The sequence below is a fragment of the Paraburkholderia sp. EG286B genome, assembly GCF_040965655.1.
GTDB lineage: Bacteria > Pseudomonadota > Gammaproteobacteria > Burkholderiales > Burkholderiaceae > Paraburkholderia.
On the sequence record NZ_JBFRCF010000019.1, the window covers coordinates 140,753 to 156,985 of the forward strand.

The window sequence follows — 16,233 nt, forward strand, 5'->3', positions numbered from 1 at the left end:
GCAACGATCGAAAGCAAAATGAAATATCTCACCAAAACCCAGCCCTTTCTGGCAAGTGCGCTCGAATGCTTCGCGCTCGCGGCACGCGAACTCCATCTCACGCCGTCGGCGATCAGCCATCAGGTCAAGGAGCTCGAGGCGTACTTCGGGCGGCCGCTCTTCATCCGGCGCAATCGCCGAATCGATCCGACCCCCGAGGCGCTGCGCCTGCTCGACAGCCTGAGCCGCGTCTTCGACGTCATCGAATCGGCCTGCAGCGAAGTCTCGCTCGCGCCCCAGGCCCAGGTGCTCGCCGTGTACAGCGCGCCGAGCTTCGCCGTGAAATGGCTCGGGCCCAGGCTCGCCGACTTCGCGCGCCATCACCCCAACATCACGCTGCGGCTTTCCACCGGACCGGAGCCGCTGGACCTCACGCGCGCCCAGGAAATCGACGTGGCGATTTCGTAAGGCGGCGCGCTGGAGCGGCCGGGCGTGGAGACGGTGGCGCTGGGCGTCGAACCGCTCGTGCCGATGTGCTCGCCCGCGTTGCTGGCGATCGCAGGCTCTGTGGAAGCGCTGATGCAGGAGGCCACGCTGATCGACAGCCCGTTGAGCCGCGTGACCTGGCGCGACTGGTTCGCCGCGAACGGCCTGCCGTTGACCGACCGGCCGCGCCCCTCGTTCGATCGCGCGGCGCTGGCGATTTCGGCGGCGGCCGACGGCTTGGGCGTCGTGCTCGAAAGCACGCGCCTCGCCGAGCGCGAGCTTGCGCGCGGCGACCTGGTGGAAGTGGGCGCCGACCGCTTCGCGCGCTTTTTACGCGAGACGCATTTCCCTTCGTGCCGCACGACCGACGTCAAGCAGAGCCGCCTGGCGGCATTCCGGCAGTGGTTGCTGGCGCAAGCGTCGCCGGGGTGAGCGTTTGCGTTCGGCGGCATACCCAGGGGGTTTCCCGCCGCTTGAATGTCATCAGCCGCGTAGTACGATGAAGTCATCGAAAAACAGAATTAGAGGTCCCTCCATGGACACGACCGCACGGCACGCGACGGCCATCGCATTGCTTGCAACGGGCTGCGCAGTATCGGCAGCGTCACACGCGTATAGCAAGGAAGAAGACGCCGCGGCGCAGGACCGCGAAGTCCAGGCGGCCTATGACCGGGGCTACAAGGCAGCCAGGGAGGAGATGGCGCAGGCGGTGGCTCCCGCCGCTGCGCCCGCGAAGAAGGCCGCCGGCGCGGCGGCGCAGAAACCCATCCTCGACATCAAACACACGTATAGCGACGCGGGCGAGGTCTCGACGGTCATGACCGTGCCGGTCGTGGTCAAACCGCTCGCGGAGGGGCAAGGCGCGCAAAGCGAACAAAGCGCGGGAGAGACTCAAGAGGCGCAAGACGTCCAGGACGCCACCGCCGCGGCTCCGGCCGCGGCAGCGGCGCCGGCTCCCGAGCAGGCGAACGCGCACGCCACCGTTGCGAAAGCCGCCAACGCAGCGCCGGCTGCGGCCGCCCGGCAACCGCAGCCTCAGCCGCACGCCTACGCGCAGGCGAGCGCGAACCATCGTGCTGTGGCGGCCACGCCGCCCGCGCAGGACGACGTCGCGCCGCCGGAGTCGCTGGCGAACGACGAAACCGTCGCCGAACCGGAGCCGCCGCGCTCCGCGCAGATCTATTCGACGCAAGGCCAGGGTTACGCCCAACCCTACTACCAACCGGCGCAGCCGCGAGTCCAGCAACAGGTCCCGCCGCAGGCCCAGCAATACGCGCCGCCGCCCCAGCCGTATGGCTATGCGCAGCAGCCGGCGTATGCGCAGCAGCGGCCGGCCTACGCACAGCAGCCACCCGCCTATCCGCAGCAGCAGCAACCGGTGTATGCGCAGCAATACGCCCAGCAGCAATACCCGCAGCAGCAGCCCGTGTACGCTCAGCCCCGTCCCGCTTACTACCCGCCGCCGGCACCGTGGGGCGCGCAGTACCAGCAACCGCCGGCGCGCTGGGTGTACTGGTCGCCGCAGTATGGGCGCTGGATGTATTACTGAGCGCCGCTTACCAGCGCGCGTCGTTCATCTGGCAGGCGAGCAGGCAACCCAGGGCCGAAATGGTACCGACCGAGCCGATACCAAAACCCAGGGCAATATTTTCCGCGGTCGTCGCACAGCCCTGCAGCATCAGCGTCGAGCTGAGCAGCACGGGGAGCAGGAGCTGACCCAGGATGCGCGAACGGGTTGGGCGTCGTTGTGACATGGGGCGTGGGTCCGGGGAGGATTTTTTTGCGGTAGTTGAGCTTGTCAGCTTACTGACTCGCCTCATTCGCATTCCCGGGAGCAACGTGTCACAACCGCAATGCCTTACCAATTCCCTCGCGGCGGTAAGGAAGTGGGTGGCGGGGGATGTTCGCCTCGCGCGTTAGAACCCATGCCGGGCGCTAATCGCCGCCCCCGTGTCATGCGAGCGCGATAGCGGAAGATGCGCATCGGCGGAGAGATCCCAGTCGCCGACCGTCACGAGCGGCGGCGTTTGCGGGTGGAGCGCCTGGTTGGGGATCCCGTTGCTGTCGACCTGGGCGCCCGGCGTGCGCGTCCCGTTGGCGCCCGGATCGAGCATGGCGTCGGTATCGTCCGGAATACCAGGCGTTGCAGCGGTGGTTGTCGCCAGATGCGCGTCGTACTGCCTTTCAAACGGCGACTGGTACTCGAAGCGCTTCGCGATGGCGGGCAAAGAGACGGATGGCGCCGCCGGCGCGGATGCGGCCGCAACGGCGTGCTTCGGGGCGTGGCCCCTCGCGTCCTTCTGGACGTGCTTTTGAACGTGCTTCTGGACAGGCTTCTGGGTATGCGCCGACTTGGCGGGTTCGGCCGCCGAGACGCTGGCAAGCGCCAGCAGAGCGACACCCAAAAGCCATCCCTGGATCGGATGCTTCATGGAACGAAATCTGCGTCTGGAAACTGGTGCCGCATCGAATAGCTGCGCAGCACTCGCCCCTGGAGTCTAGATCAATCACAAGTCCGACCAATCGGTATCTTCCCTCGCCTTTCGCTCATATCTTCACGCAGACCACGCAACGCTTCGTCATCCTGCATGCTCCTGCCGCCGCCAATCCGGCGGCGGGAGCGGCATTCTCCCGTCAGAATGCGACCGTCGTGCGCAAGCCGAACACCGCCTCGTCGCCAATACGCCGCGACGCGTTCTGCGGATCTGGAATGCCGCCGGCCGGCCGGAAGAAGTACTGAAAGTCCGCCTGCAATTGCCACCACGGCGCGATCTGATACTGGTAAGTCGCTTCCAGAACCGTCTCGGCGCTGCGCGACGGGTAGCCGGGCGTCGAGACCGCCTGGGCGCTCGCATAGTCCTGCGCGTGCGAGCCGATGTGCGCGTAGCCGACGGCCAGGCCGGCCACGTCGTTGTCGCGTCCCTTGAACGGCGCCTTGAGCGTCACGCCCGCGTTGACCCCTAGGTCCACCAGGTTGCGGTCGCCGGGCGCACCCATCACGCGCGCGAACACGCCCACCGACTGCGGACTGTCGGCGCTCGGACGCCAGACCATCTGGTCCGCCACGGCATAGATGCTGTAGTTGCCCCGATGGCTAACCGGGCCACCCACGCCCGTCACGCCCGTCGCCGGATCGGCGAAACGGTTGCTGTTGTACCAGAAGCCAAGCTTGTAGGTGCCGGGCATCCCACCTGGTTTGGGATCCGAATTATTGGCGGGCGGCTGATTGATTGCATACTGAATTTCGCCGATCACCAGCGCGCCATTGCCCAGGTTGAAATTCGTGCCGCTCGCGTTGAGCTTTTGCGGGTCGCCATCGCCCGGCGCCGGGTTGCCGTCGAATACGCCGCCGAGCACCGTGATCGCGTCCGTAGGCGTGGCGCGCACACGCATGCCGAGCGACGAAAGCGGATACGCTGGGCCGCCCGCAGGCAGATCGACGGACGGCAGGACCGACCAGCCGAACGTCGCGTTCATGAACGTATTCGCATACTGGCTGACCATGAACTCCTGGTCGAGGCTTTGCTGACCGACCTTCACGTCGACCTTGCCGCCGGGCAGCGTCTGCTGGTACCACAACTCCCACAGGCGGGTCGAGGCATCGGCCTCGATGCCGCTCGCGTTCTGCAGCGTTTGCAGGTTGCGCGCAGTCAGGCTCGTGCCGTGAATCTGGAAGCCGGACACATTGAAGATGCCGCCAGGCAAACCGAACGCTTTTTGCGTGTCCATGCCGAGGCTGAACTCAGTCACACCTTGATAGGCGCCGCCGCGACTCGTTCCGCCGCTCACGTTGCCCATGTACTCGCTGGTTTCCTGCAGGCCGAACGACAAGCCGTACTGCGCGAGCCAGGGCCGCAAACCGCCCATATCGCCAAAGAGGTTCGAGCGTTCCCAAAGGCCCGTGGGCGCGGCTGCATTCTGATCGGCAGCGGGCGCTTGTTGCTGATCCGCTGCACCGGTTGACGAAGCAGGAGCAGCGGGCGAAGCCGGTTGAGCGGGTGCATTCTCGCCGCTGGTCTGTGCGAAGGCGGCGGGCACGACGCCCAGCGAGAGAACCGCACTCAGCGTAATGGGTGCGCCCGAACCGAGCAGCCTGCTCTTGAGGATGTTTTTCATAGTATTTGTGGGGCTTTGGTAAGTTGCGGACAAGTCCGCTATTCAACGCAGAGCGTGCCTGCGAAGCTTGATGAAACTGTGTCCGGCGCGCAGGTTTTCTACGCGAAGCGCGAATGCGGCCATAAAGGACGCTCCGGCTCGGAAGTGCACGCGGTCGCGGATGCGCACAGCAGCGAGACCAGCGCGGCCGCCGCTACGGTCGCGCCGAGAAGCACGTAACCCGTGGGCGTGAGCGGATGTCCCGCGTGAACGGTGCGCAGCGCGCCGCGCGCCGCCATGTGGGCGGCACGGCGTGCAACGTGCAACATACGAAGGCGCACGCCGGCAGGCGTGGCGCGAACCGCAGCCGCGAATGCGAAGCCGTGCAGGCAGGCAAGCGCCGCTGCAGCCACGAGCATTCGTGCGCGACGGCAGATAGCCCGCAACGCGCGCAGCTGAAAGACAGGAAAGAGAAAGACGAACATCATCCCTCCGCGTTGACCGCTTAAAAAGCGGACGAAATGCGAATGCGCAGCCATTCCTGCAAGCAAGCTTGCAAATGGCAATCGACAAGAGGGAGCGTGCTGCTGGCAGACTGGTCGCAAAGCGACTGAGACCAGTCAGTAACGAAGCGCGCTAACCCGGCGTAAGCGAGTTAGCGGCGAAGGAGTGAACCTGCGGCGACTATCTCGCGGTGGTGCTGCCGGCGCTGGCCGGCATCGGACTTCCACTACTAGAACATGCGTCCACGGAGGACTCCTTTGCTATGACGGGGCGGATTGTATTGGGCACGCAGACAAAAATGCAAGTAAAAAAAGCATAAAGACGAGATCAGCCAGCAACAGTCCCGCAGACTCCGATTCCTTTCAATCGCGTTTCTCCAACCTTCAGAATTGAATCTCTGCTCTGCTTAGCAATTTGGGTTGACTTGGTGTTTTTACCGAGACTAGAATTCGCCCGTCTTCTCAATGGGGCCGATGCCTTGGACAGTAGCAGTAGTCGATCTTCGAACAGTTTCGCTGCCTGACCGGCAGGACATCCGCTCCCCTTCCCGAGCCGCCGTCCTGCCAGCAGGCAGACGGTGCGCGCCGTAGCAGTCTTCCCTCGTGCACCCCAAACCATGCGCCACGCCGAAGCGGCCTTCGCTCGCGTACGCACTGGCATAACCTCGCGAGCGCTTGCGCCCGCGGCCGCCGTACGCCTGCCCCCGGCTGGCCTGCGCCCGGCATGAACAGGAGCCGAAATGCCCGACAGTGACAGTTGCCCTTACCGCTTGCCTTTGAACTCGTCCGAGGAAAGCACGTAGACCCCTGCGACCGCGCCGACTGCGCGGCGACCGAACGTCTGCGGGCTTTGCACTCGCCCAAACACGCCAGACGTCCGGAGAAACATCATGATTTTCGGTCTGCTTTTGTCGCATCTGCCTCACGTCAACGAGGCGCGCGCGCACTATGAAGCGCTGCTGTCGCTCGAACCTGCCCGCCGCCACCCATGGAAAGACTTGTGGCGCCGCATCAAGTCCCGGCTTTCCTAAGTTCTGCCAAACTCCGGTCACGAAGATTCGCCATCGTTGGAAAAGCGATGAGTTCCCTGAGCGTGACCGTGAGTTGACCATTCCCTTTCGCGCGCTTTTCGTTTCGCCTTGAACCGGCTGTTGCACGCGCATGCCGAGTTCCGTCTTCGCCTTGATTGAGTATCAATCCCATGCAAAACCTCAAACCGATCACTCCCGACGTGCTGCAGACGCGGTCCCGCACCGGCCAGGAAGTGATGTGCGTCCAGCACGTGTGCCGCGGCTTCGGCAAGAACCCGAGCGAGCAGCTGGTGCTCGACGACGTGGACGTCACGCTGCGTGAAGGCGAGATCGTCGGCTTGCTGGGCCGCTCGGGCTCCGGCAAGTCCACGCTGCTGCGCATCATCGCGGGCCTGATTCCGCCCACCAGCGGCGACGTGAACTATCTCGGCAAGCCGCTGCGCGGTCCGGCCGAAGGCGTCGCGATGGTGTTCCAGACCTTCGCGCTGTTCCCGTGGCTCACCGTGCTGGAAAATGTCGAGGCCGGCCTGGAGGCGATCGGCGTCGGCCCGCACGAGCGGCGCAAGCGCGCGCTCGCCGCCATCGACCTGATCGGTCTGGACGGCTTCGAAAACGCCTATCCGCGCGAGCTTTCGGGCGGCATGCGCCAGCGCGTGGGCTTTGCGCGCGCGCTCGTGGTCGACCCCACGCTGATGCTGATGGACGAGCCCTTTTCCGCGCTCGACGTGCTCACGGCCGAAACGCTGCGCACCGACCTGCTCGACCTGTGGACGCAAGGCCGCCTGCCGATCAAGTCGGTGCTGATCGTCACGCACAATATCGAGGAAGCCGTATTCATGTGCGACCGCATTCTCGTGTTGTCGTCGAACCCGGGCCGCGTGGTGGCCGAAATTCCGGTGGCGTTCAAGCACCCGCGCAATCGTCTCGACCCGGCGTTCCGCGCGCTCGTCGACGACATCTACGCGAAGATGACCGCGCGCCAGGCGGGCGCGCCGGCCAAACCCGAACTCGAGCCGGGCAGCGCGCTGCCGGGCGTGTCGGTCAACCTGATGGCGGGCCTGATCGAAACGCTGGCCGCCGCGCCCTACCACGGCCGCGCGGATATGCCGGAAATCGCACGCACGCTGCAACTGGAAGTCAACGAGCTCTTCCCGGTCGCGGAAATGCTCCAGCACCTGGGCTTTGCGGAGGTCAGCGAAGGCGACGTGGTGCTCACGCACGCGGGCAAGACCTTCAACGAATTCAATACGCAGGAGCGCAAGCTGATGTTCGCCGAACATCTGCTGCGCAACGTGCCGCTGGCCGCGCGGATCAGCACGGTGCTCAACGAGCGCCCCGGACATCGCGCCCCGCGCGTGCGCTTCGAGCAGGAACTGGAGGACCTGCTGGCCGACGACGCCGCGCAGGAAACGCTCGACGCCGTGATCGCCTGGGGCCGCTACGCCGAGATCTTTTCGTATAACGACAAGACCGGAATATTCAGCCTCGCCGACGTCGAATCCTGACGTCTGAATCCCGCGACGGTTTCCCTCGGCGGCCTCGTTTCGCCTGGTCCGACGTTTGTAAACAGTGGTAATATTCGACACACACAAAAATTCGTCAGAGCGCTGACGGTGACGGGTCGGTCACCGCGGCCGCTTCTCGCCGTTCCTGTCGAATTCCTTTCACTGCTTACAACTAAAGCGTCAGCGATTGCCCATGCGCAATACGCGCGCGACGGCCCGTCACGCGGCGGGCGACCCGGGAAACCATGAAAGTCCGTAACGCCCGCCTCTGGGCGCCAAGAGGCCCGCGCCGATGGTGCATTGCCGCTGGCGCGCTCGTGCTCGCGAGCGCCATCCGCTTCGCACTGCACCCCCTGCTCGGCCCGATGATGCCGGGCACGACGTTCTGTATTGCCGCTTCGCTGGTCGAATACTTCCTCGGCCTCGCGCCTGCGCTGACCGTGATGGTGCTGGGTCTGGCCATTGCGGACTATATGTTCGTGCCTCCCTACAATTACATTACGTTCCTCGACACCCGCGATGTGATCCTGATGGTGTCGTACCCGCTCGTCACGATCATCGTGATCACGCTGATCGAGCGTCTGCGGCGCGAGCAGTTTCGCGCGCAGTTGATTACGTCGGTCGCCCAGTCCCGCTACGAAATGCTGCTGCGTCACGACAACGAACGCGCGCTGGCGCGCCGCGCCGTCGACGAAACGCACCGCCTGCTGCGGCATCTCGCGCAGCATCACGAAGGCTTCATCCTCATCAAGGGGCTCGAGCGCAATGCCGCCCAGCGCGCGAGCGTGGGACAGAGCATGTCGCAAGCGCTGCCGGCCGCCGCCGAAGTCGCACCTGGCCCGCTCTTCGACGCCCTGCACCCCGACGACGTGCAGCGCCTCACGCACGCCCTGTCGCCGGGCCATCATCGCGTGCGCCTGCGAAGCGAGCAGCACAAGCGCGAGTACCGGCACGTCAATTGCAACTGCGAACGCTTCACCACTCACGCAGGCGATTTTCTCGTGCTGCGCACGGAGAGCTGACATGGCGACGCTCGACATGGAACTGGCCGCTGCCGAAGCGCCAGCCGTGCAATCCACGCGCTTCTTCTGCGAAGGCGACGGCCACGCCGTGCTCATGCTTCACGGACTCTCCAGCTCGCCGATCGAGCTGCGCTATCTCGCGCGCTATCTGCAAGGCGAAGGGTTCACGGTATGCGCGCCCGTCATCGACGGTTATAGCGCCGGCACCGGCCAGTTGCCGATGGAACAATGGGTCGAAAACGCCGCGCGCGAGTTCGACGCCCTGGCGGCGCGCTACGAGCGCGTCTCGATCTGCGGGCTGTCGATCGGCGGCGCACTCGCGCTACGTCTGATTCGCGAGCGGCCCGCCGCGCAGTCGCTCGTGCTGCTCTCGCTCACGCTCGCCTACGACGGCTGGGCGATCCCGTGGTATCGCTTCCTGCTCGACTGGGCATACTTCACGCCGCTGCGCCACCGCTACCGCTATCGCGAGGCCGAACCGTTCGGCGTGCGCAACGAAGCGCTGCGCAAGAAGATCGCGCGCGCCATGCAGCGCAGCGACTTCAGCGAGGTCGGCCCCTCGACGATTGCGCTGCCCGCGCTGCATCAGGCGCTGCGCCTCGCGCGCGCGGCCCGCAAGGATGTCGCCGCGATCGAGAACGACACACTCGTGATCCACGCGATCGACGACGAAACGTCGAGCCCGCGCAACCCGCGCCACGTGATCGACCGCATCGGCTCGAACTTCCTGCGCACGCTCTGGCTCGACGATTCGTATCACATGATCACCTCGGACAACGAACGCGAGATCGTTGCGCGCGAAACGGCCCTGTTCCTGCGCGAGAGCGAAGTCGCGCGCGGCGCGAAGGACGCGCCGGTCGTCTCCAAGGCGCTCGCCCGGCGCCTGCGCCAACTGGCGGCAGTGGGAAGGAAAAATACGTGAAGCCATCCGTAGCAATCAAAGGGCTGGCGTGCGTCGCCGCGCTGACCCTCGCCTCGCACGCGTGGGCCGACACCGATACGTCCAGCACCGCGACAACCGACTCGCCGTGGAAAGTCTCGATCGGTCCGGGCGCCTATTTCGCGCCCGAGTATCCGGGCGCGCGCCACATGAAGGTCTATCCGTTCCCGTCGCTCGATATCTCGTACCGCGACCGCATCTTCTCGCAAGGGCCGGACGTGCTGGGCGTGAACGTGATTTCCGCGGAGAACTACCATGTGGGCGCTTCGCTGAGCTTCGACTTCCAGTCGCGTACCGTGTCGGACGACCCGCATCTGCACGGCCTGAGCAATGTCGATGACGGCCCCAAGCTGCGCCTTTTCGCCGATTACACGGCGTGGGCGTTCACGGGCGCCGTTGCCATGTATCAGGACATCAGCGGCCACGGGCAAGGTACGACGGCAACGGCGGACCTCTATGTGTCGCTGCCGCTGACGGGGTGGCTGTTTTCGGTGGGTCCGGGGCTCACGTGGGCCAACGGCGTCTACACGCGCACGCTATTTGGCGTGACGCCGGACGAGAGTGCGGCATCCGGCTTGCCGGCCTATGCGCCGGGCGCGGGCATTCGCGACCTGCACATGACGTTCTACATGACGCATGACTTCTCGAAGCACTGGGTCGGTTCGGTGAACGCGACGTTCGGGCGCCTTCAGCATTACGCCGCCGACAGCCCGATCACCGAGAGCCGCCGCGAGATCACGGCGTTCGCGGGGCTCAATTACCGGTTCTGACCACGCGTGCGCCGGTGCGCGCGCCGTCAAAACCGATCGGCGCGAAATGGCCGGGGATCCACCACCGTCGGCGCGCCCGTCATCATTTCCGCGATCAGGCGCCCCGTCACCGGGCCGAGCGTGAGACCGTGGTGCGCGTGGCCGAAAGCGAACCAGAGGTCGTCGTGCTTCGGCGCAGGCCCGATGATCGGCATCATGTCGGGCGTGCAGGGGCGACGGCCCAGCCACGGCTCGGCATCGAGCCGCGCGCCAAGCGCGAAGATTTCGCGCGCGAGCGGCTCCACGGCTTCGAGCTGAACGGGCGTCTTTGGCGCATCGCGCAAGCCGAGTTCGACGCCGGTCGTGAGACGCGTGCCGCGCACCATCGGTGTAATCAGGAAACCCGCTTCGGCGTCGAGTACCGGTTGATTCAGCTTCGCGCCATTCGTAACTGCGTAATGCATGTGATAGCCGCGTTTCACGGCGAGCGGCAACGCGTAACCGAGCCGCGCCGTGAGATCGCCCGACCACGGCCCCATGGCGATGACTGCCGACTTCGCCAGCACGGGGCCATCCTGTGTCATGACGCGCCACGACGGTTCGAGCGTCGCGGCATCGCCGATCATCACGCGGCCGCCTAGCTGCTCGAAGAGCTTCGAGTAGGCCGTTACCAATCCATTCGGATCGCTAACCGAATCGGAATCGGTGTAGCGCACGCCGCCCACCAGCGTGTGACTGAGCGCGGGCTCGGCGTCGCGCAGCGCCGCGGCATCCAGCGCCTCGTGGCCCACGCCGTACTCGCGCTGCCAGCGCTGTGCCTCGGCCACCGTGGCGTCCATGGCGGCGGCGCTGCGAAACACCTTCATCCAGCCATTGGTGCGTAACAGCGCCTGTGCGCCCGCCGCCTCGATCAGCGCGCGATGCTCGATCACGCAATGCTCGATGAGCGTGGAATACGCGCGCGCGATCTCGGCGTGCCGGTCGGCGCGCGAATGGTGCCAGTAGCGATAGAGAAAAGGCAGCAGCTTCGGCATCGCCCCAGGGTGATAGCGCACGTCCGTCGAGCGGTTGCGCGCGTAGCGCAGCAGCGTTGAAAGCTCGCGTGGAAACGCATAAGGGTAGACGCCCTCGCGCTGGATCAATCCCCCGTTGCCGTGCGATGTTTCATTGCCCGGCGCCCTGCGGTCCACGAGCGCGACCGAGAGGCCGCGCCGCTGCAACTGCAAAGCCACCGAGACGCCGACGATACCGCCGCCAAGCACGACCGAATCGAATTTCATCACGCGATGTTCCTGGCTCGAAGGCACTCAGGCGAGCGCGGTGACGGCCACTTCGACGTCGAGGCCCGGGCGCATCAGCAAGGCCTGCACACAGGCGCGCGTGGGCGCGTGCCCTTGCGCAACCCAGGCGTCCCATACGGCATTGAACGCGTCGAAATGCTTCGGGTCGCTGAGCCACACGTTCGCGGTCAGCACGCGCGTTTTGTCCACGCCCGCCGATGCGAGCAGCTTGTCGATACGCGTGAGGATTTCGGTAGCCTGGACGTCGATCGTCGCGCCTGCGGTATCGGGCACCTGGCCCGAGAGATACACCACGCCATTGGCGATCACCACCTGGCTCATGCGCGCGTTGGTTTGCAGTCTTTGGATGTCGTTGCTCATGTTCACACCGCCGAAAGACCGGCAGCGTCGCTGCCGGCCGGGTTGTATACGGGAGGGGCCGTGACGATGGACGTCAGCGCCGGATTGGCTTGCGTCAGGCGCGCGAGATCGGGGCGCGGACGACGCAGATGAGGATACGCCGAAAACGCCGTTTCCAGCGCCTGCGAGACGGCGAGCGTTTTCATGTCTCCGCGAAACGGGCCCACGATCTGGAGTCCGAACGGCATGCCCGCGTGATCGATGCCGCACGGCAGCGCGAGCGCCGGATGCGTGGTGAGCGTAACGACGTACGTGAGGGCGAGCCAGCGGTAGTAATTCTCCTGCGCGCGGCCGTCGATCTGCGCGGCATAAAGCTCGGTCCACGGGAACGGCGTCACCGGCGTGGTGGGCGAAACGATCACGTCGTAGCGCGCGAACGCGCTCTGGAAGCGCTGGTAGATGCGCGTTTGCTCGGCTTGCGCCCACGCGCTGTCCGAGAGCGACATCGTCGCGCCCATTTCATAGTTCGCGCGCGTGTTCGGACCGAGCGCGCCCGGGTCGCGCGTATAGGCGGCATGCAGGCCCGCGACGAAGCTCTCCGCGCGGATCACGTCGAAGCAGCGATGCACGTCGCCCAGATCGAACGCCACCGGCTCGCACGTATGGACGATGCGTTCGAGTTCCGCCATGCGCGCGCGGAACACGGCGCGAATCTGCGGGTCGACGTCGCAGCAGCCGAAGTCTTCGGTATAGCCGATGCGCAGCGTCGACGGATCCATGTGCGCAGGCAAGGCGAACGCGTTGGCATCCACGGCATAGCTCAGCGGATCGCCAGCCGATTCGCCCGCGGTTGCCGCGAGTTGCAGCGCCGTTTCGGCGACGTCGCGCCCCATCGGCCCGACCACCGAGATCGGCGTCCAGCCGAGCAGGCGGCGCGAATTCGGCACGAGCCCCGGCGACGGACGGAAGCCCACCACCCCGCACTTCGCGGCGGGAATGCGCAGCGAACCGCCCGTGTCGGAACCCGTGCAAACCGGCAGCATGTCGCACGCGAGCGCCGCCGCCGAGCCGCCCGACGAGCCTCCGGCATTGAGCGCTGGGTTGAACGGATTGCCCGTTGCACCCCATACGGGGTTGCGCGTATTCGCGCCCGCGCCTAGCTCCGGCACGTTGGTCTTCGCCACGAGAATCGCGCCCGCCGCGCGCAGGCGCTCCACGAGCACCACGTCGCGCGAAGGCACGTGGCCGCGGGACATCGGCGAGCCGTAGGTCGTGAGCAGGCCCGCCGTGTCTTCGAGATCTTTCACGCCGAGCGGCAGGCCGTGCAGCAGGCCGAGCGGCTTGCCGTCCATGACGGCCTGCTCGGCCGCTTTGGCCGCTTCGCGCGCAGCGTCGAAACAGGTCGCCGTAATCGCGTTGACGGCCGGATTCACGGCTTCGATGCGTTCGATGCACGCGTCGAGCAGTTCGACGGGCGAAATGGCTTTGGCGCCGATCAGGCGGCGCAGTTCGACGGCGGACAGGCTGACCAGTTCGGTCTTGTCGAGCATCGTTCGGTTTCCTGATGAAAAGGTGTTCAGCCGATGGCCTCGCCGGTACGGTCGCGCAGCCAGACGAGCGGGATCAGCGAAATGGCGCTGGCAGCCGCCACATACCAGGCGGGCGCGAGCGGATTGCCGGTGCGCGCGACGATCCAGCTTGCCACAAGTGGCGAAAATCCGCCGAAGATCGAGGCGCTCACGACATAGGTCAGCGCAATGCCGGTGGCCCGCACTTCGCGCGGGAACAGCTCGGGGATCATCACGAGCACCGGCACGACCTGCCCCGCCACGAACACGGAGAGGAAGGCGGACACCGCGCAGAGCAGCGCCATGGAAGGCGCAGCGGAAAGCCAGGCGAACGCCGGGTAGACGCTCAGCAACAGCACGACGCGCGAGATCACGAGCACGCGCTTGCGGGTGTAGCGGTCGGCGAGCTTGCCCACGAGCGGGGCGGCAATGAACAGCACCAGCGAGCTGACCACGCCCGACGCGACGGCCGCCGTGGACGAAAGATGCAACACGCGCACAGCGTGATTCGGCAGAAAAAACGCTGTGATGTAGATGGAGACCGAACCGCCGAGTTCGGCGAAAGTGCCGAGTATCGTGAGTTTCAGATGCGTGGTGAGCGCCGACTTCAACGCGCCGCTTCGGCGTGCGCCGTGCGCCGGTGCGGCGCTCAGCGTCTCTTCGAGGCGGCGGCGGATCAGCATGCCCACGGGCGCCGCCACGATGCCGACGAGAAACGGAACGCGCCATCCCCAGCTGTCGACCGCCTCTTTGGGCAGCAGCACGTTCACGAGCGTGGCGACCGTCGCGCCAAGCGCGAGGCCCAGCGCCGTCGCAGCGAAGTTCCAGCTTGCGAAGAACGCGCGCGTGTTGTCGCTCGCATATTCCACGAGCAGCGTCGTGCCGGGGCCGAACTCGCCGCCCGCCGCGAAGCCCTGGATCAGGCGCGCCGCAAGCACGATGAGCGGCGCGGCGATGCCCGCCACCGCGTACGGCGGCGCACAGGCGATCAGCGCGCAGCTCAGCGCCATCAGCATGATGGTGAGCACCATGGCGCGCTTGCGCCCGGCGCGGTCCGCATAGGCGCCGATGACGATGCCGCCGAGCGGACGCACCACGAAGCCCACGCCGAACAGGCCGATGGAAAGCAGGAACTGGTTGACCGACGATGCAGATGGAAAGAACAGCTTGCCGATCTGGATCGCGAAAAAGCTGTAGATCGTGAAGTCGTAGTACTCGAGCGCCGTGCCCAGCGTCGTCGCGGCAATGACCTGGCCCTTCGAAAGACCCGTTTTTCCCAGTGCGATTGAGGCCACGACGCTGCTCCTTCAAAAGGGAGTCGAGATGCGAGTTATCATATACGAGAAAAAATCATTTCTCGTATACGACAAAACCCGTAACCGGGAACCCTCCCTTCCATGGCAAAAAGCGCAGCACGTAATCACGCAACTGAGCACGCAACTGAGCATGCAACCGGGAAAGCAACCGGGCAGGCGGCAACGGAAATCGATCACGCGGCCGTTGGCGCGCGTCTGCGCGAGGCGCGCAAGGCGCGCGAGTTGACGTTGATGCAGCTATCGGAGTTGTCGGGCATCGCCGTCTCGACGATTTCGAAGGCCGAACGCGGCGACATTGCGCTCACCTATGACAAGTTCGCGGCGCTCGCGCACGCGCTCAACGTGGACTTCGACACGATCTTCGGGCGCAGGAAGCGCAAGGCGGCCGGCCCGATGAAGCCGTCGCTCACGCGCGCGGGCAAACAGATGATCTACGATACGCCGAACTACGAGTACGGCATGATCGCCAACGATCTCACGGGCAAGCGCATGGTGCCGATGCGCGGACGCATCCACGCGCGCACGATGGACGCGTTTCCCGATTACATCCGCCACAGCGGCGAGGAGTTTCTGTTCCTGCTGCGCGGCGAGCTGGAACTGCATTTTGAAAACGGCACGGTCTTCAAGCTGTCGCCCGGCGACAGTCTCTACTTCGACAGCGCCGTGGGGCACGTCTATCTCAGCACGGGTGCCGAGGATGCCGAGGTGCTGGTTTGTTGCGTCGACAACGACTCACACCGGCTGCCCGAAACGCTCTGAGCTGGCGCTCGCAAGTGTGACGCCGCCGCGTTTGAACGGCGGCGTCACGCCGCTCATCGGCCGAGCATCGGCAGCTTGAGACCCGCCTCGCGCGCCGTCTGCTGCGCGAGTTCGTAGCCGGCGTCCGCGTGGCGCATCACGCCCGTGGCCGGGTCGTTGAGCAGCACGCGGCCCAGACGCTCGTGCGCCGACTGCGTGCCGTCCGCCACGATCACCACGCCCGAGTGCTGCGAGAAGCCCATGCCCACGCCGCCGCCGTGGTGCAGCGACACCCACGACGCGCCGCCCGCCGTGTTCAGCAGCGCATTGAGCAGCGGCCAGTCGCTCACCGCGTCCGAGCCGTCCTTCATCGATTCCGTTTCGCGGTTCGGGCTCGCCACCGAGCCGGTGTCGAGGTGGTCGCGGCCGATCACGATGGGCGCCTTCAGCTCGCCGTTCCTGACCATTTCGTTGAACGCCTGGCCCAGACGGTAGCGATCCTTCACGCCCACCCAGCAGATACGCGCCGGCAACCCCTGGAACGCGATGCGCTCGCGCGCCATGTCGAGCCAGTTGTGCAGGTGCGGATCGTCCGGGATCAGCTCCTTGAGCTTGGCATCGGTCTTGTAGATGTCCTCGGGGTCGCCCGAGAGCGCCACCC

General features: G+C 65.7%; 15 protein-coding genes and 2 pseudogenes. 8 read left to right on the top strand and 9 right to left on the bottom strand.

What is annotated here, in order from left to right; translation table 11 throughout:
• Positions 1 to 18: 18 nt before the first annotated feature.
• Both AB4Y42_RS32665 and AB4Y42_RS32670 read left to right on the top strand, forming a co-directional pair.
• Positions 19 to 897, top strand: a pseudogene (locus tag AB4Y42_RS32665) (LysR substrate-binding domain-containing protein).
• Positions 898 to 1,000: 103 nt separating this feature from the next.
• Positions 1,001 to 2,014, top strand: coding sequence for a hypothetical protein (locus AB4Y42_RS32670; RefSeq protein WP_368696479.1), 1,014 nt, complete (start codon positions 1,001 to 1,003; stop codon positions 2,012 to 2,014).
• Between the two features lie 7 nt (positions 2,015 to 2,021).
• Here AB4Y42_RS32670 and AB4Y42_RS32675 read toward each other — a convergent pair whose 3' ends face one another.
• The 4 genes from AB4Y42_RS32675 to AB4Y42_RS32690 form a co-directional block, all read right to left on the bottom strand.
• Positions 2,022 to 2,219 (bottom strand): hypothetical protein, encoded by a 198-nt coding sequence (locus AB4Y42_RS32675; RefSeq protein ID WP_368690044.1) that lies wholly within the window; start codon positions 2,217 to 2,219, stop codon positions 2,022 to 2,024.
• 162 nt (positions 2,220 to 2,381) lie between these two features.
• Positions 2,382 to 2,897, bottom strand: coding sequence for a hypothetical protein (locus AB4Y42_RS32680; protein WP_368696480.1), 516 nt, complete (start codon positions 2,895 to 2,897; stop codon positions 2,382 to 2,384).
• Between the two features lie 202 nt (positions 2,898 to 3,099).
• Positions 3,100 to 4,581, bottom strand: coding sequence for a carbohydrate porin (locus tag AB4Y42_RS32685; RefSeq protein WP_368696481.1), 1,482 nt, complete (start codon positions 4,579 to 4,581; stop codon positions 3,100 to 3,102).
• 98 nt (positions 4,582 to 4,679) lie between these two features.
• Positions 4,680 to 5,048, bottom strand: a complete 369-nt coding sequence (locus AB4Y42_RS32690; protein ID WP_368696482.1) for a hypothetical protein — start codon at positions 5,046 to 5,048, stop codon at positions 4,680 to 4,682.
• A 905-nt stretch (positions 5,049 to 5,953) separates the two neighbouring features.
• On the opposite strand from AB4Y42_RS32690, the gene AB4Y42_RS32695 reads away from it, so the two are divergent.
• The 5 genes from AB4Y42_RS32695 (at position 5,954) to AB4Y42_RS32715 (ending at position 10,331) form a co-directional block, all read left to right on the top strand.
• A complete protein-coding gene (locus AB4Y42_RS32695) occupies positions 5,954 to 6,094 on the top strand; it encodes a hypothetical protein (protein WP_368690040.1) in 141 nt (46 codons plus the stop codon).
• 170 nt (positions 6,095 to 6,264) lie between these two features.
• Positions 6,265 to 7,599 (top strand): AAA-associated domain-containing protein, encoded by a 1,335-nt coding sequence (locus AB4Y42_RS32700; protein ID WP_368690039.1) that lies wholly within the window; start codon positions 6,265 to 6,267, stop codon positions 7,597 to 7,599.
• Between the two features lie 245 nt (positions 7,600 to 7,844).
• On the top strand, positions 7,845 to 8,621 hold the full coding sequence (locus AB4Y42_RS32705) for a DUF4118 domain-containing protein (RefSeq protein ID WP_368690038.1): 777 nt from the start codon (positions 7,845 to 7,847) through the stop codon (positions 8,619 to 8,621).
• 16 nt (positions 8,622 to 8,637) lie between these two features.
• Complete coding sequence (locus AB4Y42_RS32710) at positions 8,638 to 9,543, top strand: alpha/beta fold hydrolase (protein WP_342923163.1); 906 nt, start codon at positions 8,638 to 8,640, stop codon at positions 9,541 to 9,543.
• Positions 9,540 to 10,331, top strand: coding sequence for a MipA/OmpV family protein (locus AB4Y42_RS32715; RefSeq protein WP_368696483.1), 792 nt, complete (start codon positions 9,540 to 9,542; stop codon positions 10,329 to 10,331). Before AB4Y42_RS32710 ends, AB4Y42_RS32715 begins: the two co-directional genes overlap by 4 nt.
• A 26-nt stretch (positions 10,332 to 10,357) precedes the next feature.
• Here AB4Y42_RS32715 and AB4Y42_RS32720 read toward each other — a convergent pair whose 3' ends face one another.
• Genes AB4Y42_RS32720 through AB4Y42_RS32735 form a run of 4 tightly spaced genes read right to left on the bottom strand, consistent with a single transcriptional unit; the run spans position 10,358 to position 14,813 of the window.
• On the bottom strand, positions 10,358 to 11,590 hold the full coding sequence (locus tag AB4Y42_RS32720) for an NAD(P)/FAD-dependent oxidoreductase (RefSeq protein WP_368696484.1): 1,233 nt from the start codon (positions 11,588 to 11,590) through the stop codon (positions 10,358 to 10,360).
• 27 nt (positions 11,591 to 11,617) lie between these two features.
• Positions 11,618 to 11,971, bottom strand: a complete 354-nt coding sequence (locus tag AB4Y42_RS32725; RefSeq protein WP_368690035.1) for a RidA family protein — start codon at positions 11,969 to 11,971, stop codon at positions 11,618 to 11,620.
• A 2-nt stretch (positions 11,972 to 11,973) separates the two neighbouring features.
• Positions 11,974 to 13,500 (bottom strand): amidase, encoded by a 1,527-nt coding sequence (locus tag AB4Y42_RS32730; RefSeq protein WP_368696485.1) that lies wholly within the window; start codon positions 13,498 to 13,500, stop codon positions 11,974 to 11,976.
• Positions 13,501 to 13,526: 26 nt separating this feature from the next.
• Positions 13,527 to 14,813, bottom strand: a complete 1,287-nt coding sequence (locus AB4Y42_RS32735) for an MFS transporter (RefSeq protein WP_368696486.1) — start codon at positions 14,811 to 14,813, stop codon at positions 13,527 to 13,529.
• 102 nt (positions 14,814 to 14,915) lie between these two features.
• On the opposite strand from AB4Y42_RS32735, the gene AB4Y42_RS32740 reads away from it, so the two are divergent.
• Positions 14,916 to 15,593: a helix-turn-helix domain-containing protein gene (locus AB4Y42_RS32740; RefSeq protein ID WP_368690032.1), complete on the top strand. Its 678-nt coding sequence runs from the start codon at positions 14,916 to 14,918 to the stop codon at positions 15,591 to 15,593.
• Positions 15,594 to 15,646: 53 nt separating this feature from the next.
• Here AB4Y42_RS32740 and AB4Y42_RS32745 read toward each other — a convergent pair.
• A pseudogene (locus AB4Y42_RS32745) lies at positions 15,647 to 16,233 on the bottom strand (urocanate hydratase); the annotation flags it as partial.